The sequence below is a fragment of the Paraburkholderia sp. BL23I1N1 genome (genome assembly GCF_003610295.1).
Classification (GTDB): domain Bacteria; phylum Pseudomonadota; class Gammaproteobacteria; order Burkholderiales; family Burkholderiaceae; genus Paraburkholderia.
Genome location: NZ_RAPV01000002.1, coordinates 612,322 through 639,147, shown reverse-complemented (window position 1 = coordinate 639,147; position 26,826 = coordinate 612,322). Strand labels below are relative to the sequence as shown.

The following is a 26,826-nucleotide window of genomic DNA, read 5'->3' as shown; positions in this document are numbered from 1 at the left end:
GAAGCAGCTTGCTTCGGCGGCTATATCCGGATGCGCTGAACGTGCTTGCGTATGCACGAATTTCAGGCGGATTTTTAGTCGGAATGTCAAAACGGCAGTGGACCAAACAGATGCGCTCACCAATACTGAAACTCACCGTGGACATTGGCTGAAGCATTGCCGACACAGCATATTTGATGCGCAATACTCATTAATCGATTCGGCAAATGAATTTGCATATTTAATCGATTTTCGACAACAATAGGCGTTTTTCATAGCCTGAGTCGGGCGCACTCGCGCGCCCTGCTTTTCGCATCACCGAATCGAGATTCCGCCATGGCTCGCCCGAAACTGCTTCCCGACAATTTCACCTTGTGCCTCGTGGGCACCGTGATCCTTGCCAGCGTCCTGCCGGTTCACGGGCAGGCCGCCGTCGGGTTCAACTGGGTGACGAACGTCGCAGTCGGCCTGCTGTTTTTCCTGCACGGCGCCAAGCTTTCACGCGAAGCGATCATTGCGGGTGCGACGCATTGGCGCCTGCATCTGGTGGTGCTGCTCAGCACCTTCGCGCTCTTTCCGCTGCTCGGCCTCGCGCTGAAGCCGCTCCTTTCGCCACTTGTCACGCCGGCGCTCTATGCGGGGGTCCTCTTCCTCTGCACGCTGCCGTCTACGGTTCAATCGTCTATCGCGTTCACCTCCATTGCCAAAGGCAACGTGCCGGCCGCCGTATGCAGCGCGTCGGCCTCGAGCCTGCTGGGCATCTTCATCACGCCCGCACTCGTCAGCCTCGTCGTCACCAATCAGGCCGCGAGCGGCGGCGCCTCGCCGTGGCATACGGTGGGCAACATCGTTTTGCAACTGCTGGTGCCGTTCGTGGCCGGGCAGTTGCTGCGCCCGCTGATCGGCAAGTGGATCGAGCGCAATCGCGGCGTGCTGAAGTTCGTGGACCAGGGCTCGATCCTGCTGGTGGTGTACGGCGCGTTCAGCGAGGCCGTCAACGAAGGCCTGTGGCATACGATTCCGCTGTCCGCGCTCGGCGGCCTGCTGTTGATCTGCGTGGTACTGCTCGCGCTCGCGCTGGCCTTGACGATCCTGGTCAGCAAGCGGCTCGGATTCAACCGCGCCGATCAGATCACGATCATCTTCTGCGGGTCGAAGAAAAGCCTCGCCGCCGGCGTGCCGATGGCCAAGGTGATTTTCGCCTCGCACGCGGTGGGCGCGGTGGTCTTGCCGCTGATGCTGTTCCACCAGATCCAGCTGATGGTGTGCGCCGCGCTCGCGCAGCGTTGGGGTGCTCGCGACCTCAGCGGCGAAACCCGTGCTGCCTCGCGCGAGCAGCCCGCCGCCGCGGTTGCGCGCCGTTGAATACGCGCGCAATGCAAACAGGACATTCATAAGCGCCCTCCCTGAGCGTTATTTGAAGAAAGCCGCCTCGTGCGGCTTTTTTTTTATTTCACGCTCAAACGCCGCCGCTGTCGCCTCAGCCGGATGGCATAGGCAAAGTCCTGGCCGTGGCAAAACCAGCCGGGAGCGAGCTCAGCGCCGGAACGCACCACTCCGGTGCAACGTTTCATCAAAAGTTCACTTAATTCCATGCCTGATGGGTCGATAAGACGAAGGTCGATCGCTACGCCTAACTGCCATGCAACCTCGTTCGCCCTCCCGATCCGCTGCGCCGCGCATCGAGGAGTTGATCGCCCGGCGCGATTTGTCCGCCGTCTTCCAGCCGATCATCGATTTCGACGACGGCGCGATCCTGGGCTACGAAGGTCTGATCCGCGGCCCGGCCAACACCTCGCTCGAAGCGCCGTTCGCGCTGTTTTCGCAGGCGCTCGCCGAAGGCTGCACGCTTGAACTCGAGCAGGCCGCCGCGCGTACCTGCGTCGAAGCGTTTGCGAGGCTCGATTTCGACGGCAAGCTGTTTCTCAATTTCAGCGCGGGCGCGATCCGGCAACTGGCGGAAACACGCGACGACACGCTCGACCTGTTGCGCCGCCGCGGCGTCGATCCGCAACGGATCGTGATCGAACTGACCGAGCAAAGCACGATTCTGGATGTCGCCAGCTTTGTGCCGGTGGTTTCAGCGCTGCGCACCGAGGGCGCGCAATTCGCGCTCGACGACTACGGCACCGCGAACGCCAGCATGAATCTCTGGGTGCGCCTGCAACCGGACATCGTTAAGATCGACCGCTTCTTCATTCACGGCATCTCTGGCGATTCGCTCAAGTTCGAAGCCGTGCGCGCCATGCAGCACTTCGCCAACGCAAGCGGCGCACGGCTCGTGGCCGAAGGCATCGAGGACGAAGCGGACCTGATCGTGGTGCGCGACATGGGGATCGGCTGCGGGCAGGGGTTTTTCTTCGGCCGTCCGCATGCCCAGCCGGCCCGCAGCGTGACCGACGACGCTCGCGACGCACTGCGCGCCGGCCACATTGCCGTGTTCCCGGAGACCACGCGCACGGTGAGCAGCGCGTCGCCGTCGGGCGGCATGGCCTCGGCGAAGATGATGGTGCATGCGCCCGCGCTGCCGCGCCATGCCACTAACAACGACGTGCTCGAACTGTTCAACCGCCTGCCCGATCTGCACGCGGTGGCGGTGGTCGAGCACGACAAACCGGTCGCGCTGATCAATCGCCGCAGTTTCATGGACCGCTACGCGCTGCCCTACCACCGCGAGCTGTTCGGCAAGCGGCCGTGCCTGCAGTTTGCGAACGCGTCGCCGGTGATCATCGAGCAATCGATGACCGTCGAACAAATGGCCAAACTGCTTGCAAGCGACGACCAGCGTTATCTCGCCGACGGTTTCGTCATCACCGACCGCGACGGCAAGTACGCCGGTCTCGGCACCGGCGAGAACCTGGTGCGCGCGGTGACCGAGGTGCGCATCGAAGCCGCGCGTTACGCGAACCCGCTGACCTTCCTGCCCGGCAACATCCCGATCAGTTCGCACATCGCCCGCCTGCTGGGCAACGACGCGGGCTTCTACGCCTGCTACGTCGATCTGAACCACTTCAAGCCCTTCAACGACCAGTACGGCTACTGGCAGGGTGACGAAGTGCTGAAATTCGCCGCGGCCGTGCTCGCCGACGTCTGCGATCCGACCCGCGATTTTCTCGGCCACGTCGGCGGCGACGACTTCCTGATCCTGTTCCAGAGCGAGGACTGGCAGGACCGCGTGCTGCGCGCGATCCATCTGTTCAACGAAGGCGCACAGCGCTTCTACGCGCCCGCCGACCGGCTGGCCGGCGGCATCCACGGTGAGGACCGGCGCGGCAATCCAACCTTCTTCGGCTTCGTGACGATGGCGATCGGCTGCGTGCGCGTCGAGTCTGACGGCGGTCCGTCGTTGTACAGCAGCGAGGAAATCGCGTCTGTCGCGGCGCTGGCGAAGCGACGCGCGAAGCACGAGACGAGCGGCTTCGTGCTGATCGATGCGGATGAGAGCGTGGCCCTGCTGCGCGGGCAGACCGACGTGGCGGCGATGCCATTCGACTGAATGAGCGCTTGGGCGCACGTCCTGTTTAGCAGATTTTACTAAACAACATAAATCAGGCCAGTGCCACTGTCTACGGGTATCTACGGGTAGGGATCGCCTCATCATGGGGCGGCTTCGGCGAAGTTTTACTATACAATCGCCCGAACCCAAACAGCGTACGGCGGCCCCTCTTGCGGCCGCTTCATTCGATGGCCACAACCATCCGCGACGTCGCCCGCGCCGCCAGCGTGTCGATCGGCACCGTCTCACGCGCGTTGAAGAATCAGCCCGGCCTTTCCGAGGCCACCCGCGAACGCGTGGTCGAAGCGGCGCGGCAGCTCGGCTATGACGCCGCCCAGTTGCGCCCACGCATCCGCCGTCTGACCTTTCTGCTGCACCGTCAGCACAACAACTTCGCCGTCAGCCCATTCTTTTCGCACGTGCTGCACGGCGTGGAAGACGCGTGCCGCGAACGCGCCATTGTGCCGTCCGTATTGACCGCCGGTCCGACCGAAGACGTGATCCATCAGATGCGCCTTCATGCGCCCGACGCGGTGGCGATCGCCGGTTTCGTCGAGCCCGAAACGCTCGCCACGCTGGTGACGATGCAACGCCCGCTCGTGCTGATCGACCTCTGGGCGCCCGGCCTGCGCTCGGTGAATCTCGACAACGCCGCCGGCGCCACGCTCGCCATGCGGCATCTGTTCGAACAGCAGCGCAAGCGCGTCGCGTTCATCGGCGGCTCGCTCGCGCACTTCAGCATCGCCCAGCGCGCGCTCGGTTACCGGCGCGCGTTTTTCGAAGCGGGCTTGCTGTTCGACCCCTCGCTGGAAGTCACGATCGACGCCGGCCTCGATCCCGACACCGGCGCCGCGCGTGCCATGCATCAGTTGCTCGATGCGCCCGGCCCGCGGCCCGACGCCGTATTCGCCTACAACGACGCTGCCGCGCTCGCCGCGCTGCGCGCGTGCCTCGCACGCGGCATCCGCGTGCCCGAGGACATCGCGATCATCGGCTTCGACGACATTCCCGCCGCCGCGCATGCCACGCCGCCGTTGTCGACCATTTCGGTCGACAAGGAAGCGCTCGGCCGGCGCGGCGTCGAGCTCCTGCTTGAAGACGCACCCGCTGAACTCGAAGTCCACTTGCCCGTCCATCTCATTGCCCGTGCCAGTACTTTGGTAAAGACGCCATGACGCAATCCGATCCGCTTCACCCCGCCAACGGCGTCGCCGCGGCGCCGCCCGTCGACAACTTCCGCAGCCGCGACTTCCTGCTCGCGCATGTGCAGGACACGCTGCGCTTTTACGCGCCGAACGTGCTCGATCCGAGCGGCGGCTTCTTCCATTTTTTCCGTGACGACGGCTCCGTGTACGACAAGACCACGCGGCATCTGGTGAGTACGTGCCGCTACGTCTTCAACTACGCCATGGCGTATCGCAAGTTCGGCGACCCGCAGCATCTCGAGTACGCGCGCCACGGTTTGCGCTTCCTGCGCGAAGCGCATTGGGACGCCGCGCACGAAGGCCACGACTGGGAGCTCGAATGGCGCGACGGCAAGAAACACACGCTTGACGCCACGCGCCACTGCTACGGCCTCGCGTTCGTTTTGCTCGCGTATTCGCATGCCGCGATGGCCGGCATCGAGGAAGCGAGGCCGATGATCGGCGCGACCTTCGAACTGATGGAGCATCGCTTCTGGGACGCCGCCGCCGGCCTCTATGCCGACGAGGCGACACCCGACTGGCGCGTCAGTTCATACCGCGGCCAGAACGCGAACATGCACACCACCGAGGCTCTGCTGACCGCGCACGAAGCCACCGGGCACCTGGTCTATCTCGATCGCGCGGAGCGGGTGGCGTCGAACATCACGCTGCGTCAGGCGAAGCTCTCGCAAGGTCTCGTGTGGGAGCACTTTCACGCGGACTGGTCGGTCGATTGGCACTACAACGAGGAAGACAGTTCGAACATCTTCCGCCCATGGGGTTTCCAGCCCGGGCATCAGACCGAGTGGGCCAAGCTGCTGCTGATTCTCGAACGCTATCGTCCGTTGCCGTGGTTGCTGCCGCGCGCCATCGAGCTATTCGACGCCGCCATGACGCATGCCTGGGACGAAGATCACGGCGGCCTCTATTACGGCTTCGGCCCGGATGGCACCGTATGCGATCACGACAAGTATTTCTGGGTTCAGGCGGAGACCTTCGCGACCGCGGCGCTGCTTGCGAGGCGCACCGGCAACGAGCGTTTCTGGGACTGGTACGACGAGATCTGGCGCTACAGCTGGACGCATTTCGTCGATCACAAATACGGCGCGTGGTACCGCATCCTCACCTGCGACAACCGTAAATACAGCGACGAAAAGAGTCCCGCCGGCAAGACCGACTATCACACGATGGGCGCGTGCTACGAAGTGCTGGCGCACGCACTGCCTGACGGCGCGGCCGCCGCGCCGGAATCCGCGGAGCAAGCAAAATGAGCAACCTGAGCGCGAACACCGAATTCCCCCTCTTCGTCTCAGCCGGCGACATCCTCACCGATCTCGTGCGGACCGGCGCCTCGCAATGGCTTTCACGCCCTGGCGGCGCGGGCTGGAACGTCGCGCGCTGCGTGGCGCGGCTCGGTTTGCCGACGGCGTGCGCCGGGTCGCTGGGCGTCGACAACTTCTCCGACGATCTGTGGAACGCGAGCATTGCCGCGGGCCTCGACATGCGCTTCATGCAGCGCGTGGAGCGCCCACCCCTGCTGGCGATCGTTCACCAGACCCATCCGCCTGCGTACTTTTTCATGGGTGAGAACGGCGCCGATCTGGCGTTCGATCCGGCGCGCTTGCCGACCGGTTGGATCGGGCAGGTGAAATGGGCGCATTTCGGTTGCATCAGCCTGGTGCGCCAGCCTCTTGGCGACACGCTTGCCGCGTTGGCAGCCGAATTGCGCTCGCGCGGCGTGAAGATCAGCTTCGATCCGAACTACCGGAACCTGATGGAGCAGGGGTACGAGCCCACGTTGCGAAAGATGGCTGCGCTGGCCGATCTGATCAAGGTCTCGGACGAGGATTTGCGCATGCTCTTCAAGACGGACGACGAAGCCGGCGCGCTTGCCCAGTTGCGCGCCATGAATCCCGCCGCCACTGTGCTGGTGACGCGCGGACCGGAGACGTCCATGCTGATCGACGGCGCCATGGTGGTGGAGGCCCGACCGCCTCGGGTCGAGGTTGTCGATACCGTGGGCGCGGGAGATGCGTCTATCGGCGGACTGCTGTTCAGCCTGATGGCCGCGCCGCAGCGGGGCTTGCCGGAGCATCTTGCCTTTTCGCTGGCCGCCGGCGCAGCGGCTTGCCGCCACGCGGGCGCACATGCGCCTTCGTTGGATGAAGTTGTGGCGCTGCTGTAGTTTTTTTGCCTTGTGCGGCGCGTATTGTTGGCGACATCGGTTGAAGATATCGGGCGCCGCGCAGGCGAACGACCGAACATCGATCATCGTGCTAGGATGAAAAAACCCAACCCTTTGGAACAAGGAGCGTCGTCATGGAGGACATCACCTACACCAAAGGCATCTACACGGCCACGGCGTCGATAAGAGAAGTACAAAGCGACGCGTGGCAGGGTCTCGTCACCCTTTCCCGCGACGAAGGCGAAGCAAGCGCCGACCAGGAAACCACGGTCTACGAGGTCGACACCACCTCGTCCACGCCGGAGGAAGCGCTCGAAGAAGCCAAGGCCCTCGCCCACCGTATCCTTGGGGAAATCGAACTCTAGGCAAGCCGGCGCCGTGCCTGTTGCACCGCGCCGCCCCTGAAACAACCGGCTGGAGGCGACCATGGCTGAACAGCTCTTCCTCTACGGCGTGTACTCGATTCACGTCCGCCCTCTCGAACTCAACGGCGCACGCTGGGACGCGGAATACGAAATCCGGCATCGCGAGAAAGCCGTCAAGTCGTGGACCACCGTTGGCGGTGACAACGGCTACGGCGACGAAACCGAAGCCATCGCCGCCGCGCACCAGCAAGCCGTCGACGACATCGAACACGGGGCCGGCATTCCGAAGCCGCGGGCCTTTCCGTAGTCGCAAAACAGACCCATCGGTCGGCACGCTCGCGTGAGGCGGCGTGCTACGCTTTGCGCGTTTTCATCTCCACAGACACGCGATGGCTACTGAACCGTCAGACCGCCTTTCCGGCATCCGCGACGACGAAACGCCGGTGCATGGACGTCGCGCGCGCGGCAGCCGGGAATTGCGCCTGGACGATCGCGTCGTGATCGCGCACGGCATGCCGACGCCGCTCTGGCAGGATCTCTATCACCGCGCACTCGTCGTCCGCTGGCCGACGTTTTTCGTTTCGCTCGGGGTCCTGTTTCTGCTGCTCAACACCGTGTTTGCCGCGCTCTACATGGTCGGCAACGCACCGATCGCCAATCAGTTTCCATCGGGCTTTGGCGGCGCATTTTTCTTCAGCGTCGAAACGCTCGCGACGGTCGGCTATGGCGACATGCACCCGCAAACGGTCTACGCCCACTGGATCGCGACACTCGAGATCTTTGTAGGGATGTCCAGTATCGCGTTGGCAACCGGGCTGATCTTCGCGCGCTTCTCGCGCCCGCACGCCAAGATCATGTTCGCCCGCTACGCAGTCGTGCGGCCGCTCGAGGGCCGCATGACGTTGATGGTGCGCGCCGCCAACGCGCGTCAGAACGTGATCGCCGAAGCGCGAGCGAAGCTGCGCATCATGCGGCTGGAGACCACCGTCGAAGGTTTTACGCTGCGCAAGCTCTACGATCTGACGCTGGTGCGCGACCAGCATCCCGTGTTCAAACTGGGCTGGGTCCTGATGCATGTCATCGACGAAAGCAGCCCGTTGTTCGGCGAAACCGCCGAAACGCTCAAGGGCCGCGACATGTCGCTGCTGCTCACGCTTGAAGGGGTCGACGAATCGACCTCGCAAACCATGCAGGCGCGCTACTCGTGGCCCTGCGAGCTGATCCGCTGGCAACACCGGTTCGTCGACATCATGCGCGAGGAAGATGGCGTGAGTCACATCGATTACTCGCATTTCAACGAGGTCACGCCGCTCGATTCGGCGCCGGTCGCCGCGCCTATGGCGAAAGCGCCCGCGCCGTAAAGCGCGCGATCCTGGCAAGACGGCGAAGTGCCGGCTGCGTAGCTCGCACCGCGCTACGCAGCCGGATCGCTCCGCCACATTGCACCACTCATTGCGCGAATCATGCAGGGGTGCTGTGCTGCCGCCCCATCACCCGCTCAGAACTTGTGGCGAATCCCCACCACGCCCACCACCTGCGTGTTCGAGCTCGACGGATTGCTGATCCCTTCAACCGCCGCCACCGCATTCGACGACGAGCGCTGATAGATCGCGTTCACGTACAGATCGGTGCGCTTGGACAGGTAGTACTGCACGCCCGCGCTGGTTTGCAGGTAGTGCACGCTCGGCTTCGTGCTTTGCGTCGTATGAACCTGCGTGTACGTTTCACCGATTGCGAACATCACGGCCGGTGTGAAGCGATAGCGGAAACTGCCTTCGTAGTTGTTGAAGCGCTGCGACGCACCCGTCTGCAGATTGAACAGCGAGGTCGTGTACATCAGGCCGAACGTCGCGTTGCCGAAGTCGTACGTGCCGGCCGTGCCCCAGATCTGCTGCTTCGTGATGCCCTTCAGGAACGTGTAGTAGTTGTCCGACGGAATCGCGCCGGTTGGGTCGAGCGCCGGGTTATCGAGAACCACGTAAGCCACGCCCAGGCGCACCGGACCCTGCGCATACGTACCGCCGACGCTCCAGCTGCGGTTCGCCGCGAAGTTGGTCGCGTTGGAGAAACCGTACATCGCGTTACCCTGGAAGCCCGCGAAAGTCGGCGTGACGTACTTCACCGAATTGTCGGTGCGAAACGTGTTGTTCAGGTCGTCGGTATCGAAGGGATGCAGCGCGTACTGCGTGAGCGACGTGCTCGCGCCGATCTGCAACGGCGCCAGCGAATCCTGAGCGGCGTTGTACTGGCGCCCCATCGTGAAAGTCCCCCAGCGCGGGTTCGACACCCCCACCCACGCCTGACGGCCGAACATGCGGCCATTCGCGCTCGCCGTACCGGTCTCGATGTTGAAGCCATTCTCCAGTTTGAAGATCGCCGAGGTGCCACCGCCCAGATCCTCCGTGCCGACCATGCCCCAGCGCGTGCCCTGTTCGTTGCCGCCGGTCGCCTGCCAGGTCGAACTGCCTTTCTGGTTGCTCGTGTACGTAATGCCGGAGTCGACGATGCCGTACAGCGTCACGCTCGACTGCGCCGCGGCGTTGCCGCTCAGCACCGCGCCGATCCCCGCGCTCGCGAGCGCCATGGTCATCCGCAAACCTTTCCTGTTCATCTGCATTTCCTTGTTGTGAGTGTGTGAGCCTGTCTCGCCGAAGCCGGCCGTTCTTCGAACGCTTCGATCATTTGTTTTAATGAATAAAACAACGTATTATTTATTATTCGAAATGCAAAATTGCTTGGTCAAGGCGTCGTAAAAATTCTGGTTTGCCCGCATTGACGGTCAACCTCGGCGCTGGGGGTTTTACTGAGCAATACGTCGCAAATCCTTACCCATCAATGATTTCAAAATAGAAGACCCGGACAGCAAGGCTTTCGACGAGTCACTTGACCGGCAATACCGTTCGTCGTTAAATATTGATACGTTGTTTTATTTAATAAAACGCACAGGCCACTGACTCTGGCTACGACGGCCTTCAAAGCGCGTCGGCCACCCGAAAGGAATTTGTTTTGACGCCCGATAGCAACACTTTTGCCGCGCCCACACACGCACCGTTCTTCGTCGCGGAACCGGCTGCGGCTTTTCTGCCGATCCTGTTCGATTCACCGCACAGCGGCATCGCGCTGCCAGTCGACTTCGGCACGTCCGCGCCGGCCGCCGCGATTCGTACCTCGTGGGACGCGTTCGTCGACGAACTGTGGGCTGGCGTGCCGGCGCAAGGCGGTGTACTGATCGGCGCGCATTTCCCGCGCGCCTACATCGACCCGAACCGCGCGATCACCGATATCGATGCGCAACTGCTCGCCGAGCCGTGGCCCGAACCGCTCGCGCCGGAGAAGTACACGTTGCGCGGCATGGGCCTGATCCGGCGCGACGCATTGCCGAACATGCCGATGTACGACCGCAAGCTGTCGGTCGCCGAAGTGCGGCATCGTATCGACGCGTACTACCGCCCCTACCGCGCGGCGCTGAGTGCCGCCGCCGAGCGCGCTTATGCGCAGCACGGCGCGCTGTGGCACGTGGACTGTCATTCGATGAAATCGCGCGGCAACGAGATGAACGTCGACGCAGGCGCTGCTCGCCCCGACTTCGTGATCAGCGACCGCCGCGGCACCACCGCGGATCCGGCCTTCACGCAATGGGTGGCGGACTATTTCAGCGGCGCGGGCTATCGCGTCCAGATAAACGAGCCGTATCAGGGCGGAGATCTGCTCGCGGCCGTCAGCGATCCCGCGCGGCGCAGGCACAGCATCCAGATCGAACTGAATCGCGGGCTGTATATGGACGAAGCCGCGTTCGTCAAAAGCACCGGCTTCGACACGCTCAAGCGCGACCTCGACGCGTTCGTCGCCGCGCTCGCCGGGTACGTGCGCGCCGAACTTGCCGCGCCACGCCTCGCTGAATGACGCAACCCCGGAAGCATTGCAGCAAGCAACAATGGAAGGAACTACCGTGAACTACATCGTCGATTCCGTCGACAGCGCGCTCAAACTGCTGAGCCACGTGGCCGAACATCCTGGCCTCGGCGTCACCGAGCTCGCCAATCAGCTCGGCATCAACAAGTCGCGCGCTTACCGCATGCTGTGCACGCTCGAATTGCACCGCTTCGTCGTGCAGGACACGCGCGCCTCGACCTACTCGCTGGGTCCGCAGGCCTTCGTGATCGGCGTCGCGGCCGCGCAGCAGAACACGCTGGTGCGCTCGGCGCAAAAGCACATGCTCGCGCTCAACCAGGCGATCAACGAAAACGTCGTGCTGCGCGTGCGCGAAGGGCTGGAAACGGTGTGCGTCGCGCGTTGCGAAAGCACGCACGAGATGCGCACGATCGGCGCGGTGGGTAACCGGCGCCCGCTCAACAGCGGTGCGTCCGGCAAGATCCTGCTCGCGTTCGCGCCTGACGCGGTCAAGACCGAATACTTCGCGCGCCTGAAGAAACTGCCGCAGCCGCCGGACCTGATGAAGCTCGTCGACGAACTCGATGCGATCGCGCGCAAAGGCTATGCGGTCAGCGTGGGCGAAGTCACGGCCGGCGCGGTAGCGATTTCGGTGCCGGTGCGCGACGTCACCGGAGATGCGGTGGCCGCGCTCAGCATCTCGGGGCCGGAAATGCGCATCAGCCGGATCGAGATCCCCGACTACCTCGAACGTTTGCAAGCGTGCAGCCGCACGATCTCCGCCGAACTCGGCTATACCGCGCCGCAGATGAACCCACAGCCGGCATGACAGGAACCCGCCCATGACCACGCTCACGCCACCTGCACCGCCCGCGGCGCCCACCGCCGACGACGATCAACCGCCAGGCAGCCATCCCGGCAGCGGCAGCGATGAAAAGAAGCCTCACGGCAAAATGCTGCACCCTGTGGTGATGATGATCTGGGTCGTGCTTGCCGCCGTGGCGATGACCTATGTGATCGACGCCGGCCACTTCGAGCGTCACGACAAGCTGGTGGTGCCGGGCACCTATCAGGTGGTACCGAAGAGCCACAGCCTCGCCACGCTGGTCGCGCCGGGCGTCGTCAAAAGCACGCCCGAGCAGGCCGCGCCGGCGAGCCTCGTGTCGGCGTTCGTCGCGGTGCCCAATGGCCTCATCAAGAACGCGCCGCTGATTTTCATGGTGATGTTCGTCGGCGGCATGTTCGGCGTGATGCGCAAGACCGGCGTGGTGGATGCGGGGATCGACCGGCTCCTGCAACTCACCGCGGGCAACGTCTATGTGCTGGCGCCGCTGCTGATGGTGCTGATCGGCTTGGGCAGCACGCTGCTCGGCTTCATCTCCGAATACCTCGTGATCATTCCGATGGTGATGGTGCTGGCGCGGCGGCTCGGTTTGTCGAACCTGTTCGCGGTGGGGCTCGTCGCGATTGCCGCGAAGATCGGCTATATCGCCTCGGTGACCAATCCGCTCTCGCTCGCGGTTGCGCAGCCGATTGTCGGCGTGCCGCTCTTTAGCGGTATCGCGATGCGGATCGGCGTGTTCGTGGTGTTCCTGACGCTGGGCATTCTGTATCTGCTGGCCCATGTCCGCTTGAGCGGCTACCGGCTGGCCGCCGCGCGGGAGAGTCTCGGCCAGCACCCGCAAGTAAAACTCTCGGGCCGCCACAAGGCAACGCTGATCGTGCTGACGATCGCCGCTGCGATGCTGGTGATCGGCACGCGTGAATTGCATTGGGGCAATGTGGAATTGTCCGCGTTCTATGTGTTCATCAGCATCGTGACGGCCGCCGTGGGCAGGCTCGATTCGCGCAGCGCGGCCGACGCTTTCGTCGACGGTATGAAGGGGATGATTCTGGCCGGCCTGCTGATCGGTCTCGCGGCATCCGTCGAACTGATTCTGCAGAACAGTCTGGTTCTCGACACGCTGATCGAACATTTCACGCGGCTCGCGCGCGGTCAATCGGCGGTGTGGGTGGCGAACGGCCTGATGGCCGTACAGATGGTGCTCGACGTGTTCATTCCGTCCGTGTCCGGCAAGGCCGCGGTCAGCATGCCGATCATCGGACCGATCGCCCAGTTGTCCGGTGTCAGCGGCCAGACCTCGGTGCTCGCCTTCGTCCTGGGCGGCGGCTTGACGAACATGGTGACGCCGACCTCCGGGATGCTGCTCGCGTATCTCGCCACCGCGCGGGTCGGTTTTGGCCAGTGGATCAGGTTCATCCTGCCGTTGTTTGTGCTGCTGCTGGTGCTGTCGGCCGGCGCACTCGCGCTGGCGGTGTGGACCGGGTATTGAAGCGAAACCGGTCGCGTCGGGCACCGTCCTGCTGCGCGGCATTCCCACTAGGCCGTGCATCCGCGCTGGCCGCCCAGCCGCCTCTCACGAGGCTCGCTGTGCGTGTGTCAAAAGCCGCGCTCGTCTTCGCGCCACGCACCAGGGCATACCCGAACCGGTCCGCTGCGTGGCAGATCCATCTCAAAACTTCATTAAAACGCGCGACCCGTCGCGCTGTTTCGTTGAACGCCTGAACAAGTAGAAAAAATCCACTCCAATCGGCGCTAAAAAATAGAGTCTCTTTCGCCGCGTCACCCTTTGTGGTCCCCATCCACGGCGCGCGGATGCAAAACACCGGAGACTCACCCATGACCGCTCGCCTGCCCATCGACGGCACGCCCGCTCTCGCCGACTACAAGCTGTCCGACAACCTCACCGCCACGCGCGGCCGGATCTTCCTGACCGGCACCCAGGCGCTGGTGCGCCTTGCGCTGATGCAGCGCGCAGCCGACCGCGCGCACGGCATGAACACAGCCGGCTTCATCAGCGGCTATCGCGGCTCGCCGCTTGGCATGGTCGACCAGCAATTGTGGAAAGCGAAGAAACTGCTCACCGCGAGTGATATTCGCTTTTTGCCGGCGATCAACGAAGAACTGGGCGGCACCGCGGTGCTCGGTACGCAGCGGGTGGAATCGGACCCGGAACGCACCGTCGAGGGCGTCTTCGCGATGTGGTACGGCAAGGGCCCCGGCGTGGATCGCGCGGGCGATGCGCTGAAGCACGGCAACGCGTACGGCTCGTCGCCGCACGGTGGCGTGCTGGTGGTGGCGGGCGACGACCACGGCTGCGTGTCGTCGTCGATGCCGCATCAGAGCGACTTCGCGTTGATGGCATGGCATATGCCGGTGGTGAATCCGTCGAACATTGCCGACATGCTCGAGTTCGGCCTGTACGGCTGGGCGCTGTCGCGCTTCTCGGGCGCGTGGGTCGGCTACAAGGCGATCTCGGAAACGGTCGAATCCGGCTCCACGGTCGACCTCGATGCGCTGCAAACTGAATGGACGATTCCACAGGATTTCGAAGGTCCCAGCGGCGGCCTGCATAACCGTTGGCCCGATCTGCCCAGCCTGGCCATCGAATCGCGGATGCATGCGAAACTCGACGCGGTTCGTCATTTCGCGCGCACCAACAGCATCGACAAATGGATTTCGCCGAGTCCGCATGCGAACGTCGGTATCGTGACGTGCGGCAAGGCGCATCTCGACTTGATGGAGACGCTGCGCCGGCTCGATCTGACCGTCGCCGATCTGGAAGCGGCCGGCGTGCGGATCTACAAAGTCGGCTTGTCGTTTCCGCTGGAAATGACGCGCATCGACGCGTTCGTGTCCGGTTTGTCCGAAGTGCTCGTGATCGAGGAGAAGGGCCCTGTCATCGAGCAACAGATCAAAAACTATCTGTACAACCGCACGCAAGGCACGCGGCCGATCGTGGTCGGCAAGAACGCCGAAGACGGCACGCTGCTTTTGTCGTCGCTCGGTGAGTTGCGGCCCTCGCGCATTCTGCCGGTGTTCGCGAACTGGCTCGCGAAGCACAAGCCGGCGCTCGATCGTCGCGAGCGCGTGGTCGATCTGGTCGCGCCGCAAATCCTCTCGAATGCAGCGGATAGCGTGAAGCGTACGCCGTATTTCTGCTCGGGCTGTCCGCACAACACGTCGACCAAAGTGCCTGAAGGTTCGATCGCGCATGCGGGGATCGGTTGTCACTTCATGGCCTCGTGGATGGAGCGCGACACCACCGGCCTGATTCAGATGGGCGGTGAAGGCGTCGATTGGGCCTCGCATTCGATGTTTACGAAAACGCGCCACGTCTTCCAGAATCTCGGCGACGGCACCTACTTTCACTCGGGCATTCTCGCGATCCGCCAGGCGGTGGCCGCGAATGCCACCATCACGTACAAGATTCTCTATAACGACGCGGTCGCGATGACGGGCGGTCAACCCGTCGACGGCAGCATCTCCGTGCCGCAGATCGCGCGTCAGGTGGAGGCTGAAGGTGTGTCGCGCTTCGTCGTGGTCAGCGACGAGCCGGAAAAATACGACGGCCATCACGATCAGTTTCCGAAGGGCACGACCTTCCACCATCGCAGCGAAATGGATACCGTGCAGCGCGAATTGCGCGATACCGACGGCGTCACCGTGCTGATCTACGACCAGACCTGTGCGGCGGAAAAAACGGCGTCGCCGGAAAAAAGGCGAGTTTCCCGATCCGGACAAACGGCTCTTTATCAACGAGGAAGTCTGCGAGGGCTGCGGCGATTGTGGCGTGCAATCGAACTGTTTGTCGGTCGAACCGGTGGAGACCGCGTTGGGGCGCAAGCGCCGCATCGATCAATCGTCCTGCAATAAAGACTATTCCTGCGTGAACGGTTTCTGCCCTAGCTTCGTTACGGTGGAAGGCGGCAAGCTGAAGAAAGCCGCGGGCGCCGCGTTCGATCCGGCCGCGCTCGCCGCACGCGTCGACGCTTTGCCGATTCCCGCGCGGCATCTCGATGCCGCGCCGTACGACATTCTGGTAACGGGCGTTGGTGGCACGGGCGTCGTGACGGTCGGCGCATTGATCAGCATGGCCGCGCATCTGGAAGGCAAGAGCGCGTCGGTGCTCGACTTCATGGGCTTCGCGCAAAAGGGCGGCTCGGTGCTGTCGTTCGTGCGTTTCGCCGCGCGCGACGAGTGGCTCAACCAGGTCCGCATCGACACGCAACAGGCCGACGTACTGCTTGCCTGCGATATGGTGGTGGGCGCGAGCGCCGATGCATTGCAAACGGTGCGTCATGGCCGCACGCGCATCGTCGTGAACACGCACGCCATTCCGAACGCGACCTTCGTGCAGAATCCGGACGCGACGCTGCATGCCGATGCGTTGATCGACAAGATGCGCCACGCGGCCGGCGAAGACCGCATGTCGACGTGCGACGCCCAGGCACTCGCCACGCGTTTTCTCGGCGACACCATCGGCGCGAACATTCTGATGCTCGGTTATGCCTGGCAACTCGGTCTTGTGCCGGTGTCGTTCGCCGCGATGATGCGCGCGATCGAATTGAACAACGTTGCCGTGCAGATGAATCAGCTGGCGTTTTCGATCGGGCGTGTGGCGGCGGAAGACCCGGCTGCGCTAGAATCGCTGTGGCAGGCACGGCATCTGGCGAAGCAGGAGGTGCGCGTCGATACGCTCGACGAACTGATCGCGCATCGCGAGGGCCGTCTGCAAACGTACGGCGGCGCGACCTACGTGAAGCGCTATCGCGCGCTGGTCGATGCGGCGCGTCGTGCGGAAACCACGGTTGATGCAAAGAGCGAACGCATCACGCGGGCCGTGGCGACAACGTTCTATCGCCTGCTGGCGGTGAAAGACGAATACGAGGTGGCCCGCCTGCATACGGACGCGGCCTTCCGTGAAGCACTGGAAGCGCAATTCGAAGGTGTCGCGGGCAAGGACTTCGGTATCAAGTTCAACCTCGCGCCGCCGACGCTTGCGCGTCCTCAATCAGGTGTGAATCCGACCAAGAGGACTTTCGGTCAGTGGATGTGGCCGGTGCTCGGCGTGATGGCGAAATTCAGCAGTCTGCGTGGCACGATGCTAGATCCGTTTGGCCGCACTCTAGAGCGCAAAATGGAGCGCGAACTCGCCGGCGACTACGAAACCACGATGCAACGCGCGTTCTCGAAGCTCAATATGAACACGCTCGAAGACGTCGCGAAGCTCGCCGATCTGCATGCGCGTGTACGCGGTTATGGTCACGTGAAGCTGGCAAATCTCGCCGGTGTGAAGCGCGGCGAGCGTGACCTTGCTGCGCGCTTGCAGATTGAAGCGGCGACGGGCGCTTCGGTGAAGAAGTCGCTGGAAGAGGTGAAGGGTGCCGGGCAGTTGCGCGGCATTCCAGTGGTCGTCGCGAAGTAAATCTTTCGCTGCCTGGATGAGAAATGCCGCTTCGGGTTGAACCTCGAAGCGGCATTTTTTTGCCTGATGGTTTGGCTACGCGTGGCGTTCAGCAGCGCTTATTATTTTGCGGGTTGTTCGATGGAGCTGGTCTTTGCTCGATGATTCAGCTATGCATTGCGTCCAGCATGATTCTCACCTGCGCGACTTTCACCGGATCGACGGGAGCGAGGCCGTTGCCGCCAACACGTACGCCCGAACCGAAGTGAACCGCTTGAACTTGCGTCGCGCTCACGAAGCCGGCCACGGCATCAACCGTCAAACCCGCCCCCGCCAGCACCGTGCAATGTGAGCCGGATGCTTGCCGTACGAGATCGCGCACGATCGACTCCGCCTGCAGTACCGACGGTTTGCCGCCCGAGGTCAGGACGTTCGTCACGGCGTCGAAACCGAGCAGCACGTCGAGCGCTTGTTGCAGATCGCGCGTTTCGTCGAACGCACGGTGGAACGTGATGGCGAGACCATCGGCCGCATCGATTGCGCGCGCGAGGCCTTCGCGATCGATCTCGCCGTCTGCGGTCAGCATGCCGATCACCACGCCGTTCGCACCGGCAGCTTTGACTGCACGCACGTCGCGCAGCATCACGGCGTAGTCGTCGGCGTCGTAGACGAATGAGCGGCTATGTGGTCGCACGATCACGTTGACTGGAGCGGCGGCCGTTGATACGCCGGCTGCAGGGATCTCAACCGCTGCAACCACCGCTTCGATCAACCCAATGCTCGGCGTGAGACCACCCTCGCCCATCGCGGTGACGAGTTCAAGGCGGTTCGCACCCGCCTGCACGGCAAGCCGGGCGTCGGCAACGGTCGTGGCGATGACTTCGAGTAGGACTGACATAGGCGCGGCTGAGTGTCGTTAAAAACGACATGATCTCAGAACCGCCGCGCGCCCTCGCAATCTGAGCCACCAGAACTGCTGATTCACGCTGCCAGTCGGACCGTCCGGATCGTTATTCCTCGATCCAATCGATATCGCCGCACAACACGCACGTCTGGTCACCGACACGCGTCGCCACCGAGAGCGTCACGCACGGCAACGCCTCGTTGATCGACAGATACGGGCGCGTCACATGCACGCGTTCCGGCGCGCTGATCGCCGCGCGGAAATACGGACGACGCAGCCAGTTCGCCCCTTGCGCATCCGCGAGCGGCAAAAAGCGCGTTTCATGCGCCGCGCGATCGGCGCGCAACACGACGTTGCGGCCCGCCTGCCGGCCCTTCGCGTCGAGCAGGAAGCAGCGCGCGGCATGATCGAGCGCGAGAAAATTCCAGCACACTTCCTCGAGCGGTTCGCCGGCGGCGAGCCGTTCCGCGGCGCGTTCGAACGCCCGCAGGTACGGCGCGAGACGGCTCGTGTTGCGGCGCTCGCGCGCTTCGGCCTGATCGCGATAGCGTTCGGTGACTTCGCTGATGCATGTCATGGCGTGCGCCGCATCGGCCGCGCCGGGGTTCGGTCGGCCGAAGAAAAAACCCTGGACGAAGTCCGCGTCGCAGGCGAGCGCCATCTGCGCTTCATGCTCCGTTTCCACGCCCTCGATCAGCACCAGCTTGCCCGCTTCGTGCAGCAACGCCACCAGCCCCGGCAGGATCGTCGCCATATCCGCACGATGCGCGGCGTGCGACAGCATGATGCGGTCGAGCTTCACGATATCGGGATTCAGCTGCCAGATCCGTTCAACGTTCGAGTGACCAGCACCGAAGTCGTCGAGCGCGATCAGGAAGCCGCGCTCACGGAACTGGCGCACCGCGTCGGCGAGACGTTCGAGATCTTCCGCGCGCTGTTCGAGCACCTCGAGCACGATCCGCCGCGGCGGCAAGTCGAGCCGCCGGAGGTTGGCCAGCAAAGCGGCGGCAAGATAGGGATCGGTGAGCGCGCCGGGGTGCACATTCAGAAACAGCCATTCGCGCTCCGCGCCAAGCACCTTGAAGTTCTCCAGATGCAAGGTCTGGGCGAGCCGGTCGACTTGCAGCACGTCGCCCAGACGCGCCGCTTCGCCGAAGACGTCGAGCGGCGACACGGGCCGGTCGAGCGCGTCGTGCGCGCGCAGCAGCCCCTCGTAGCCGACCGCCCGCATATGCGACAGGCTGAAAATCGGTTGAAACACGCTGGTCAACGTCAGCTCGCCATGCTGCGCCGAAAAACGTTCGAGCCCCGACGTCACTTCGACATCGAAACCATGCGGCGCGCTGGCCGTCCTTTCCTGTTGCGCAATCGTCATGCAATCCTCTCACGCGAGAGCCGGGCCGGTCCGAACGCGGAAGCGAACAACCTCGGCACCGATTCCCAAAATGTGCTTCATCGATATTCCTTAAGCAAGCTCCGTGCGCGTGCCGGCGCACATTCGAAGGAAATTTGCATGTCCGTTTGCACCGGCGACAGGGACTATGCGCCGCCCGCGAGCGTGACGCGCACCGTTAAGGTGCATTGCCTTACCGGGAGGCTGGCCACCCGCGCTCGGAAGAGCGTGCCGGGTTGGCGATGACGTGCCGCGTCGTCGGGCTAAACTTCGGCCTTGCGCCTCATGCACGCCTCTTGGCCGAATTGCGACGGTATCGTCGTCATTCGCAAAGGACGCGCCGTTATATCTCCAGAAATAGCCCGATGGATATTGTCTTTACCGTACTGATTCTGTTGCTCGCCGTCGCCGCTTCCGGCGTCGTTATCCGGATGCTGCCGATTGCCTTGCCGCTGCCGCTCGTGCAGATCGCGACTGGCGCATTGCTCGCATGGCCGAGGCTCGGGCTGCACGTCACCTTCGATCCGGAAATATTCATGATGCTGTTCATTCCGCCGCTGCTGTTCGCGGATGGATGGCGCATTCCCAAGCGCGAATTGTTCATGGCGCGCCGCTCCATTCTGATGCTTGCACTCGGCCTGGTTTTCATGACCGTCCTGGCGGTCGGGTATTTCGTGCATGCGCTGGTGCCGTCGATCTCGCTGCCGGTTGCGTTCGCGCTGGCCGCGGTACTGTCGCCGACCGATGCGGTGGCGCTTTCCGGCATCGTCGGCAAGGGCAAGATTCCCGGGCGGCTGATGCATATCCTTGAAGGCGAGGCGTTGATGAACGACGCCTCGGGCCTTGTCGCGTTGAAGTTCGCGATTGCCGCGGCGCTGACGGGGGTGTTTTCACTACGCGACGCGTCGATCAGCTTCGTGATCATCGCGGCGGGCGGTCTCGCGACCGGCGCGGCGGTGAGCTGGGTATTCAGCTTTGTGTCGGCGCGCTTTCTGAGCCTTAACGAAGAAGGCGATCCCGCGCCCGGTGTCGTGATGACCCTGCTGATTCCGTTCGCGGCTTACCTGATTGCCGAGCGCTTCGAGTTCTCGGGCATTTTGTCGGCGGTCTCGGCCGGCATGATGATGAACTACGCGAGCATTGTGAACGTCGGGCCGGTGTCGTCGCGAGTGCGGGCGAACAGCACGTGGACGATGATCGAGTTCGTCTTCAACGGCATGGTGTTCATTTTGTTGGGGCTGCAGTTTCCGCACATTCTTGGCCGGGCGTTGTTCGACGCGCACGAGACCAGCAACGCGCAGGTGTGGCTGCTGATTGGTTACATCGCCGCGGTGGCGGCGGCGCTTTACGCGCTGCGCTTTGTGTGGGTATGGCTGCTGCGCTGGTTCGCGAGCCGCGGCGCGACGAAGCATGGCGTGGCGAACGCCGTGCCCGGATTGCGCACGGTGACGGTGATGACGGTGGCCGGCGTTCGTGGTGCGGTGACGCTGGCGGGCGTGTTGTCGCTGCCCGAGCTGTTGCCGGGGGGCGCACCGCTACCGGGACGGGATCTGGCAATTTTCATTGCCTCGGGGGTGATTCTTTTTTCGTTGCTGGTGGCGGTGGTGACGTTGCCGTTGCTGTTGAGGGGCTGGCGGCGGGGCAAGGATCCGCATGCTGCGGAGGAAGCGCTGGCGCGCACGACGGCGGCGCAAGCGGCGATTCGCGCGGTCGATGAGGTGCACGATGTGGAGTGTGCGCATCTTGATGAGTCGGCATCGGCTTATGCCGCGGATGTCACCGCGAGGGTGATGGATGTGTATCGGCGGCGGCTCGCCACGCTCGATGAGGAGCAGGAGCCACGTGAGTTGGCGCGCCGTGCCGATGCGCTTGAATTTCGGATGAAGATAGCGGCGATGCGGGCTGAGAGGAAGGCGCTGCTGGCGATGCGCAATTCTCAGGAGATTAATGATGAGACTTTGAATAAGTTGATGCGGGAGGTGGATTTGGCGGAGACCGCGTTGACTGTTCGGAGGAAGTGAAGGGTTGGGGTTTGCCTTTGCGGGGGCAGTTTTTTTGGTCTTGAGGATTGCTTTGGTTTTTTGCCTGCGCGGTGCTTGGTTGTCTGTGTTTTTATGGCGTTGGCCTTTCCTTGTTTTGTTAGTGGTCTATTAGCGTTGCCCCTGTGCGGGGCACACCGCCAGCTCATAAGCGGGTCCCCCGCGCAGTTGCGGTAGTGGTTCATCTGGAATCTGTGTCTTCGCACATTCGACGTTCGTGACAAGGCAGTCATGCTTCCCGCCTCGCACTACGTGCTCGCCGGAAGGGTTCATCGGGAAATTCGGGCTTCGGTTGGACTTGGCGGGGGCCATCGGCCGCGCCTCGGTGAGATGCCGACGGACCCGGTGTTTCGCCCCCGACGGCATACATACCTAACAATATCTGAAGTGCGGCACGCTGAAGACGGCAAGCTACCTCCTGAAGTACCGTGGGCATCGAATATCGCCGGCAGTTTCGTGAAGTACTGCGAGCATCAATACCGCACACCGTTTGGTGTGAAATACCGCGAGCATCAAATGCGGCAGTCAGCTTTATGGAGTGCGCGACATCGAATAATGCGGGCGACTTTATTCAGTTTTGCTAAACGTAAAAACAACAGACGGTTCAATGAAGTACGCGTCGGCGCGCGCCGCGCCGCCGGAGGTATGACGGCCTTGTCACTCACGCCGAATGTGCGAGAACACAGATTCCAGATGCACCACTACCGCAACTGCGCGGGGGACCCGCTTATAAGCTGGCGGTTTGAGCCGCTTTCTTTTGCCTACTTTTCTTTGCGGCGGCAGGCAAAGAAAAGTAGGTGCCCCCCGCACAGGGGGAACGCTAATAGACCAATAAGAAAACAAGGAAAGGCCAACACCACAAGCGAACAACCCAAAAGCGCCGAGCAGGCAAAAAAACCAAACCTTAAGCCACGGGCCCTGGCGCCGCCCGCCTCCTCAGAAGCGCATACAAAATAATCGCCCCGAAGGTAGCAGTCCCTATCCCCCCAAGCCCAAACCCACCCAGCTTCAGCGAAAAATCCCCAGCCCCCAGCACCAGCGTCACCGCCGCAACAATCAAATTCCGGTTATCAGAAAAATCCACCTTATTGACAACCCAAATCCGCGCGCCAGTCACAGCAATCAACCCAAACACAACAATCGACACCCCACCAAGCACCGGCCCGGGAATAGTCTGAATCACCGCCCCAAACTTCGGCGAAAAACCCAGCACAAGCGCAATAACCGCAGCAATAACAAACACCAGCGTCGAATAAATCTTGGTCACAGCCATCACGCCAATGTTCTCGGCATACGTCGTCACCCCAGTGCCCCCGGCGAAACCAGAAACAATCGTCGCGAGTCCATCGCCGAGAAATGCACGGCCGACGTAACGGTCCAGGTTCTGACCGGTCATCGCGCTCACAGCCTTAATGTGCCCAAGATTCTCAGCAACAAGAATCACCGCAATCGGCGCGAGCAAGGTCATCGCCTGAAAGTTGAAAACCGGCGCGGTGAAGTGCGGCATACCAAACCACGCAGCATTCGCCACAATCGCAAAGTCGATCGGCTTACCCATGCCGAGACCATTCGTGACGATCGCGTAAATCACGTACGCCATCAGCAAACCAACCAGAATCAGCAACCGCTGCAGCATGCCGCGCGCAAACACCGCGACCGCGCCGACGCACAGCACCGTCACCAGCGCCATCCACGCATCGAAGTTGCTGCCGCTCACACCATGCACCGCGATCGGCGCAAGATTCAGCCCGATCACGCAGACAATCGCCCCGGTCACCACAGGCGGCATCAACGTTTCAATCCACGTCGTGCCGACCGCCGACACGATCAGGCCAATGATCGCGTACACCACCCCGCACGCAATGATCCCGCCCAACGCCACCGGGATGTTCAGGTTCGGACCGTGACCGCCATACCCCGTCACCGCGATCACCAGACCGATGAACGCGAAGCTCGAGCCGAGATAACTCGGTACGCGACCACCCACCAGCACGAAGAACAACAGCGTGCCGATCCCCGACATAAAGATGCACAGGTTCGGATCGAAGCCCATCAGCAACGGCGCAAGCACGGTCGAACCGAACATCGCGACGACGTGCTGAACGCCCATCGCCAACATCTGCGGCCACGCAAGCCGTTCGTCGGTGCCGACAATGCGGCCCTCGGCAGCGTTCGGCTGGGCGCGCCAGCGTGGGAAGTAGGAATCGGCCATGGCGGGGGTTCTCCTCTGTCGGCGTTATGGTGGGCGGCGCCGGTCACTGCGCCGTCGGTGAATTACGCGCGAGTGTACGGAGAGCCACCAGGCCTGGCAAGGGCGGCAAAAATCGCGCAAAGAGCGCTACGCACGCTGCGCCGCCAAATATCGCGAACGTTGCCAGGCACCGCCCTGATCTATCACCGACGCGAGCAACCATGCCCCCGGTTCTCACTACCGCGAGCAGCGCCCCCTGATCCATCACCCGGCGCAAACAGTCACGCCCTAACGATGACCTGCGCAGTCAGCAACGCCCCTCGTCTTCATCCACTCGATCAACCCTGCCGCGCGTCCAGCGAAAACACCGTGACCGCCGCTTGCAATTGCCTCGCCTGGTCCGCCATCGATGCCGCCGCGGCCGCCGCCTGCTCGACCAGCGCAGCATTCTGCTGGGTCACGTCGTCCATCTGCGCGACCGCGCGGTTCACTTCCTCGATGCCGGTGCTCTGCTCCTGCGACGCCGACGAAATCTCGCCCATGATGTCGGTCACGCGTTTCACCGCATGCGTGACTTCCGCCATCGTCTGACCGGCGCGCTCGGCCAGTTCAGCACCGCTGCCCACGCGCGCCGTCGAACTTTCGATCAGCTCCTTGATCTCCTTGGCCGACACCGCGCTGCGCTGGGCCAGTGAGCGCACTTCCCCCGCCACCACCGCGAAGCCGCGGCCCTGTTCACCGGCGCGCGCCGCTTCCACCGCTGCATTCAACGCGAGAATGTTGGTCTGAAACGCAATCCCTTCGATCACGGCAATGATGTCGGTCATGCGCTTCGAACCCGCTGCCAGCTCGCGCATCGTTTCGACCACATCGCCGACCAGGCCGCTGCCGCGCGCGGCCACTTCCGACGCGCCATGCGCGACGCCGCCCGCCTGCTGCGCGTTCTCGGCATTCATCTTCACGGTCGAGGTCAATTCCTGCATGCTCGACGCTGTTTCCTGCAACGCGGCCGCCTGTTCTTCGGTGCGTTGCGACAGATCGGTGTTGCCCTGTGCGATCTCGCCCGAGGCCATCAGGATCGATTCGCTCGACTCGCTGATCCCCGATACGATGCCCGCGAGCCGCTCACGCATGTTGCGCAGCGCGAACAGCATGCTGCCGGAATCGCCCGCACGGGTCTCGACACGCACGCTCAGGTCGCCGTCGGCGATGCGGTTGGCGATGTGCATCGCGTAATCCGGTTCACCGCCAAGTTGACGCGCGAGCCGCCGCGCGATCACCGTCGCGAGCAACGTGCCCACGGCAATCGCACCCAACACCAGGGCGAGCATCACGATGCGCATGTGCTGATAATCCGCGCCTGCCTCCTGCTGGGCTTCGTTGGCTTGCTGACGGCGATAGTCGATCAGCGCCGTGATGCGGTCGCGCAGCGCTTCGCTCGACGCAATCGCGCGGCGCACGAGTTCGTTGTTGTCGACGCCGGCCGGAATCGGTTCGAGACCGATCTGCTGATGCACGATGCCCTCCCACACCGCCGACTTGCGCAGCACTTCGTCGAACATCTCCTGACCCTTGGCTGTAGCGTTGGTCGCCCGATACTGGTCGTAGGCCGCATGCATCTCCTTGAGCGATGCGACGATGCTGTCCTTCAACTTCTGACGACCGGCGTCGTCGGCTGCGTAGCCGAGATTCGCGGCGGCAAGATCGGAATCGATCTTGTGGCGGTTCGCCTCTTCCATCCAGTAGAGGCCGTTCATGTGCTGGTCGCAGATGGCGTCGGTGATGTCGTGCATCGACGACAGCGTCTTCAGCGAAGTCCCGCCGATCACGACGCAGAACCCGATCACAACGGCAAACGCCAACAGCAGTTTCCTGAATACGGTCATGCGGTCGAACCACTTCATCTCACCATCCTTCATAAGTCCTGAGGGGATGCTCACGCCGCTGCGCCATCGCGAAACACTTCGCGTTTTTTAGATTCGTGGCGACGCTCCCACCTCTTTTACGGCGGCCATAATAGAGACTTGATGCGATAAATGCCGGGAATAACCGGGACAGGATGATGTAAGCAATGCCTGGCGCAAGGGGCCGGATCGCTATATCCATGCGCTTCGCAGGTCGGCGCAGCGATTGGGATTTGTCTGATAGTTGGAGACGGGCTCAGCTTTTAAACTTTGTTTGCTGCGTTCGCCCCCATGAGCGCATGTGATGTTGTTGTAACTCTCCGACTTTCCGCTCACGCTCCCCCAGTGTGAGCGGTTTTTTTTGCCTTGTCCGTCCCTACGCTTCGTTGGCGGCGCACTCTTCAGTGCGCGTTCGAATTTATGGATGACTGATGAAGGCATCTTCGGCAAGGCAGAGCGTGTGGCTTCGCACGTCCTCTGGCCACGCCGCGACAATGTCGTCAAAACGCGCCTGGTCGTCGGCGTACAGCGCGCGCGTTGCATCTTCATAATCAGGCAGATTGCCGGCGAGCGCGGTCATGAAGCGATACACCGCTTCTTGCGCTGCGCGTTTGCGGTCCTTGTCCTCGCCCGCGAGCCGCGCCGCCTCGACCAGTTTGCGCAGCGCAACCGAAGCGCCTCCCGATTGCGCGTTGAGCCAATCCCAATGACGCGGCAGTAACGTGACCTCTCTTGCCACCACACCGAGCTTGGGCCGGCCACGGCCACGCGGGGTGTCGTCTTCTCCGGCATCGGCGATCGGTGCGGATTGCTCGCCGGGCGCCTGGCTTGCCAGCCGCGCGAGAATCTCTTCAGGCGTGCCGCGCAAATCAAACTCGACCGGGCGACTCGTGATGTCGTCGAAAATCAGCACGGGCGCCTGTTCGCCGCGCGCCAGCACCTCTCGTACAACGAGCGCCACCTCGGCCAAGGGACCCGAGGCAATGCGACGGTGCCCCTCGAAGGCGGTACAGGTAGCAGGATGGGGGGTCATGACAAACTCCAGAA

The 26,826-nt window shown here is 62.8% G+C and carries 18 protein-coding genes and 1 pseudogene; 13 read left to right on the top strand and 6 right to left on the bottom strand.

Annotation, left to right across the window (positions count from 1 at the left end; all coding sequences use genetic code 11):
• Positions 1-315: 315 nt before the first annotated feature.
• The 8 genes from B0G76_RS35510 (at position 316) to B0G76_RS35475 (ending at position 8,570) form a co-directional block, all read left to right on the top strand.
• Positions 316-1,344: a bile acid:sodium symporter family protein gene (locus B0G76_RS35510; RefSeq protein ID WP_120297427.1), complete on the top strand. Its 1,029-nt coding sequence runs from the start codon at positions 316-318 to the stop codon at positions 1,342-1,344.
• 277 nt (positions 1,345-1,621) lie between these two features.
• Positions 1,622-3,475 carry a phosphodiesterase gene (locus B0G76_RS35505; RefSeq protein WP_120297426.1) on the top strand — a complete coding sequence of 618 codons (1,854 nt, stop codon included), beginning with the start codon at positions 1,622-1,624 and terminating at the stop codon, positions 3,473-3,475.
• A gap of 188 nt (positions 3,476-3,663) precedes the next feature.
• Entirely contained in the window at positions 3,664-4,650 is a 987-nt protein-coding gene (locus B0G76_RS35500; protein WP_120297425.1) for a LacI family DNA-binding transcriptional regulator, read from the top strand.
• Positions 4,647-5,930, top strand: a complete 1,284-nt coding sequence (locus tag B0G76_RS35495) for an AGE family epimerase/isomerase (protein ID WP_120297424.1) — start codon at positions 4,647-4,649, stop codon at positions 5,928-5,930. The genes B0G76_RS35500 and B0G76_RS35495 overlap by 4 nt, the downstream gene beginning before the upstream one ends.
• A complete protein-coding gene (locus tag B0G76_RS35490) occupies positions 5,927-6,844 on the top strand; it encodes a carbohydrate kinase (protein WP_120297423.1) in 918 nt (305 codons plus the stop codon). The genes B0G76_RS35495 and B0G76_RS35490 overlap by 4 nt, the downstream gene beginning before the upstream one ends.
• 134 nt (positions 6,845-6,978) lie before the next feature.
• Positions 6,979-7,209 (top strand): hypothetical protein, encoded by a 231-nt coding sequence (locus tag B0G76_RS35485; RefSeq protein WP_120297422.1) that lies wholly within the window; start codon positions 6,979-6,981, stop codon positions 7,207-7,209.
• Between the two features lie 61 nt (positions 7,210-7,270).
• Positions 7,271-7,516 (top strand): hypothetical protein, encoded by a 246-nt coding sequence (locus B0G76_RS35480; RefSeq protein ID WP_120297421.1) that lies wholly within the window; start codon positions 7,271-7,273, stop codon positions 7,514-7,516.
• Between the two features lie 82 nt (positions 7,517-7,598).
• Positions 7,599-8,570 (top strand): ion channel, encoded by a 972-nt coding sequence (locus B0G76_RS35475; RefSeq protein WP_120297420.1) that lies wholly within the window; start codon positions 7,599-7,601, stop codon positions 8,568-8,570.
• A 137-nt stretch (positions 8,571-8,707) separates the two neighbouring features.
• Here B0G76_RS35475 and B0G76_RS35470 read toward each other — a convergent pair whose 3' ends face one another.
• Positions 8,708-9,820 (bottom strand): porin, encoded by a 1,113-nt coding sequence (locus B0G76_RS35470; protein WP_120298046.1) that lies wholly within the window; start codon positions 9,818-9,820, stop codon positions 8,708-8,710.
• A 395-nt stretch (positions 9,821-10,215) separates the two neighbouring features.
• On the opposite strand from B0G76_RS35470, the gene B0G76_RS35465 reads away from it, so the two are divergent.
• The 4 genes and pseudogenes from B0G76_RS35465 (at position 10,216) to B0G76_RS35450 (ending at position 17,369) form a co-directional block, all read left to right on the top strand.
• On the top strand, positions 10,216-11,112 hold the full coding sequence (locus B0G76_RS35465) for an N-formylglutamate amidohydrolase (RefSeq protein WP_120297419.1): 897 nt from the start codon (positions 10,216-10,218) through the stop codon (positions 11,110-11,112).
• 46 nt (positions 11,113-11,158) lie between these two features.
• The gene (locus B0G76_RS35460) at positions 11,159-11,929 is read left to right on the top strand and encodes an IclR family transcriptional regulator (RefSeq protein ID WP_120298045.1); all 771 of its coding nucleotides are present in this window, start codon (positions 11,159-11,161) and stop codon (positions 11,927-11,929) included.
• A gap of 13 nt (positions 11,930-11,942) precedes the next feature.
• Positions 11,943-13,433 carry a YfcC family protein gene (locus tag B0G76_RS35455; protein WP_120297418.1) on the top strand — a complete coding sequence of 497 codons (1,491 nt, stop codon included), beginning with the start codon at positions 11,943-11,945 and terminating at the stop codon, positions 13,431-13,433.
• A gap of 347 nt (positions 13,434-13,780) precedes the next feature.
• Positions 13,781-17,369 (top strand): annotated as a pseudogene (locus B0G76_RS35450) (indolepyruvate ferredoxin oxidoreductase family protein).
• Positions 17,370-17,514: 145 nt separating this feature from the next.
• Here the strand turns inward: B0G76_RS35450 and B0G76_RS35445 are convergent.
• Together B0G76_RS35445 and B0G76_RS35440 are read right to left on the bottom strand one after the other, a co-directional pair.
• On the bottom strand, positions 17,515-18,246 hold the full coding sequence (locus B0G76_RS35445) for a copper homeostasis protein CutC (protein WP_120297417.1): 732 nt from the start codon (positions 18,244-18,246) through the stop codon (positions 17,515-17,517).
• Between the two features lie 112 nt (positions 18,247-18,358).
• Positions 18,359-19,627, bottom strand: coding sequence for an EAL domain-containing protein (locus B0G76_RS35440; RefSeq protein WP_120297416.1), 1,269 nt, complete (start codon positions 19,625-19,627; stop codon positions 18,359-18,361).
• Between the two features lie 383 nt (positions 19,628-20,010).
• Here B0G76_RS35440 and B0G76_RS35435 point away from each other — a divergent pair, with 383 nt between their 5' ends.
• Positions 20,011-21,666 (top strand): Na+/H+ antiporter, encoded by a 1,656-nt coding sequence (locus B0G76_RS35435; protein ID WP_120297415.1) that lies wholly within the window; start codon positions 20,011-20,013, stop codon positions 21,664-21,666.
• Between the two features lie 922 nt (positions 21,667-22,588).
• Here the strand turns inward: B0G76_RS35435 and B0G76_RS35425 are convergent.
• The 3 genes from B0G76_RS35425 to B0G76_RS35415 form a co-directional block, all read right to left on the bottom strand.
• Positions 22,589-23,896 carry a solute carrier family 23 protein gene (locus B0G76_RS35425; protein ID WP_120297414.1) on the bottom strand — a complete coding sequence of 436 codons (1,308 nt, stop codon included), beginning with the start codon at positions 23,894-23,896 and terminating at the stop codon, positions 22,589-22,591.
• A 317-nt stretch (positions 23,897-24,213) separates the two neighbouring features.
• Positions 24,214-25,779, bottom strand: coding sequence for a methyl-accepting chemotaxis protein (locus B0G76_RS35420; protein ID WP_120298044.1), 1,566 nt, complete (start codon positions 25,777-25,779; stop codon positions 24,214-24,216).
• Positions 25,780-26,197: 418 nt separating this feature from the next.
• Positions 26,198-26,812 (bottom strand): DUF2239 family protein, encoded by a 615-nt coding sequence (locus B0G76_RS35415; protein WP_120297413.1) that lies wholly within the window; start codon positions 26,810-26,812, stop codon positions 26,198-26,200.
• Between the last annotated feature and the right edge of the window lie 14 nt (positions 26,813-26,826).

Excerpts from the sequence above, each read along its gene's own strand:
- B0G76_RS35510 (WP_120297427.1), top strand. The coding sequence starts at position 316 with ATGGCTCGCCCGAAACTGCTTCCCGACAATTTCACCTTGTGCCTCGTG.
- B0G76_RS35505 (WP_120297426.1), top strand. The coding sequence starts at position 1,622 with ATGCAACCTCGTTCGCCCTCCCGATCCGCTGCGCCGCGCATCGAGGAG.
- B0G76_RS35500 (WP_120297425.1), top strand. The coding sequence starts at position 3,664 with ATGGCCACAACCATCCGCGACGTCGCCCGCGCCGCCAGCGTGTCGATC.
- B0G76_RS35495 (WP_120297424.1), top strand. The coding sequence starts at position 4,647 with ATGACGCAATCCGATCCGCTTCACCCCGCCAACGGCGTCGCCGCGGCG.
- B0G76_RS35490 (WP_120297423.1), top strand. The coding sequence starts at position 5,927 with ATGAGCAACCTGAGCGCGAACACCGAATTCCCCCTCTTCGTCTCAGCC.
- B0G76_RS35485 (WP_120297422.1), top strand. The coding sequence starts at position 6,979 with ATGGAGGACATCACCTACACCAAAGGCATCTACACGGCCACGGCGTCG.
- B0G76_RS35480 (WP_120297421.1), top strand. The coding sequence starts at position 7,271 with ATGGCTGAACAGCTCTTCCTCTACGGCGTGTACTCGATTCACGTCCGC.
- B0G76_RS35475 (WP_120297420.1), top strand. The coding sequence starts at position 7,599 with ATGGCTACTGAACCGTCAGACCGCCTTTCCGGCATCCGCGACGACGAA.
- B0G76_RS35470 (WP_120298046.1), bottom strand. The coding sequence starts at position 9,820 with ATGAACAGGAAAGGTTTGCGGATGACCATGGCGCTCGCGAGCGCGGGG.
- B0G76_RS35455 (WP_120297418.1), top strand. The coding sequence starts at position 11,943 with ATGACCACGCTCACGCCACCTGCACCGCCCGCGGCGCCCACCGCCGAC.
- B0G76_RS35445 (WP_120297417.1), bottom strand. The coding sequence starts at position 18,246 with ATGTCAGTCCTACTCGAAGTCATCGCCACGACCGTTGCCGACGCCCGG.
- B0G76_RS35440 (WP_120297416.1), bottom strand. The coding sequence starts at position 19,627 with ATGACGATTGCGCAACAGGAAAGGACGGCCAGCGCGCCGCATGGTTTC.
- B0G76_RS35435 (WP_120297415.1), top strand. The coding sequence starts at position 20,011 with ATGGATATTGTCTTTACCGTACTGATTCTGTTGCTCGCCGTCGCCGCT.
- B0G76_RS35425 (WP_120297414.1), bottom strand. The coding sequence starts at position 23,896 with ATGGCCGATTCCTACTTCCCACGCTGGCGCGCCCAGCCGAACGCTGCC.
- B0G76_RS35420 (WP_120298044.1), bottom strand. The coding sequence starts at position 25,779 with ATGAAGTGGTTCGACCGCATGACCGTATTCAGGAAACTGCTGTTGGCG.
- B0G76_RS35415 (WP_120297413.1), bottom strand. The coding sequence starts at position 26,812 with ATGACCCCCCATCCTGCTACCTGTACCGCCTTCGAGGGGCACCGTCGC.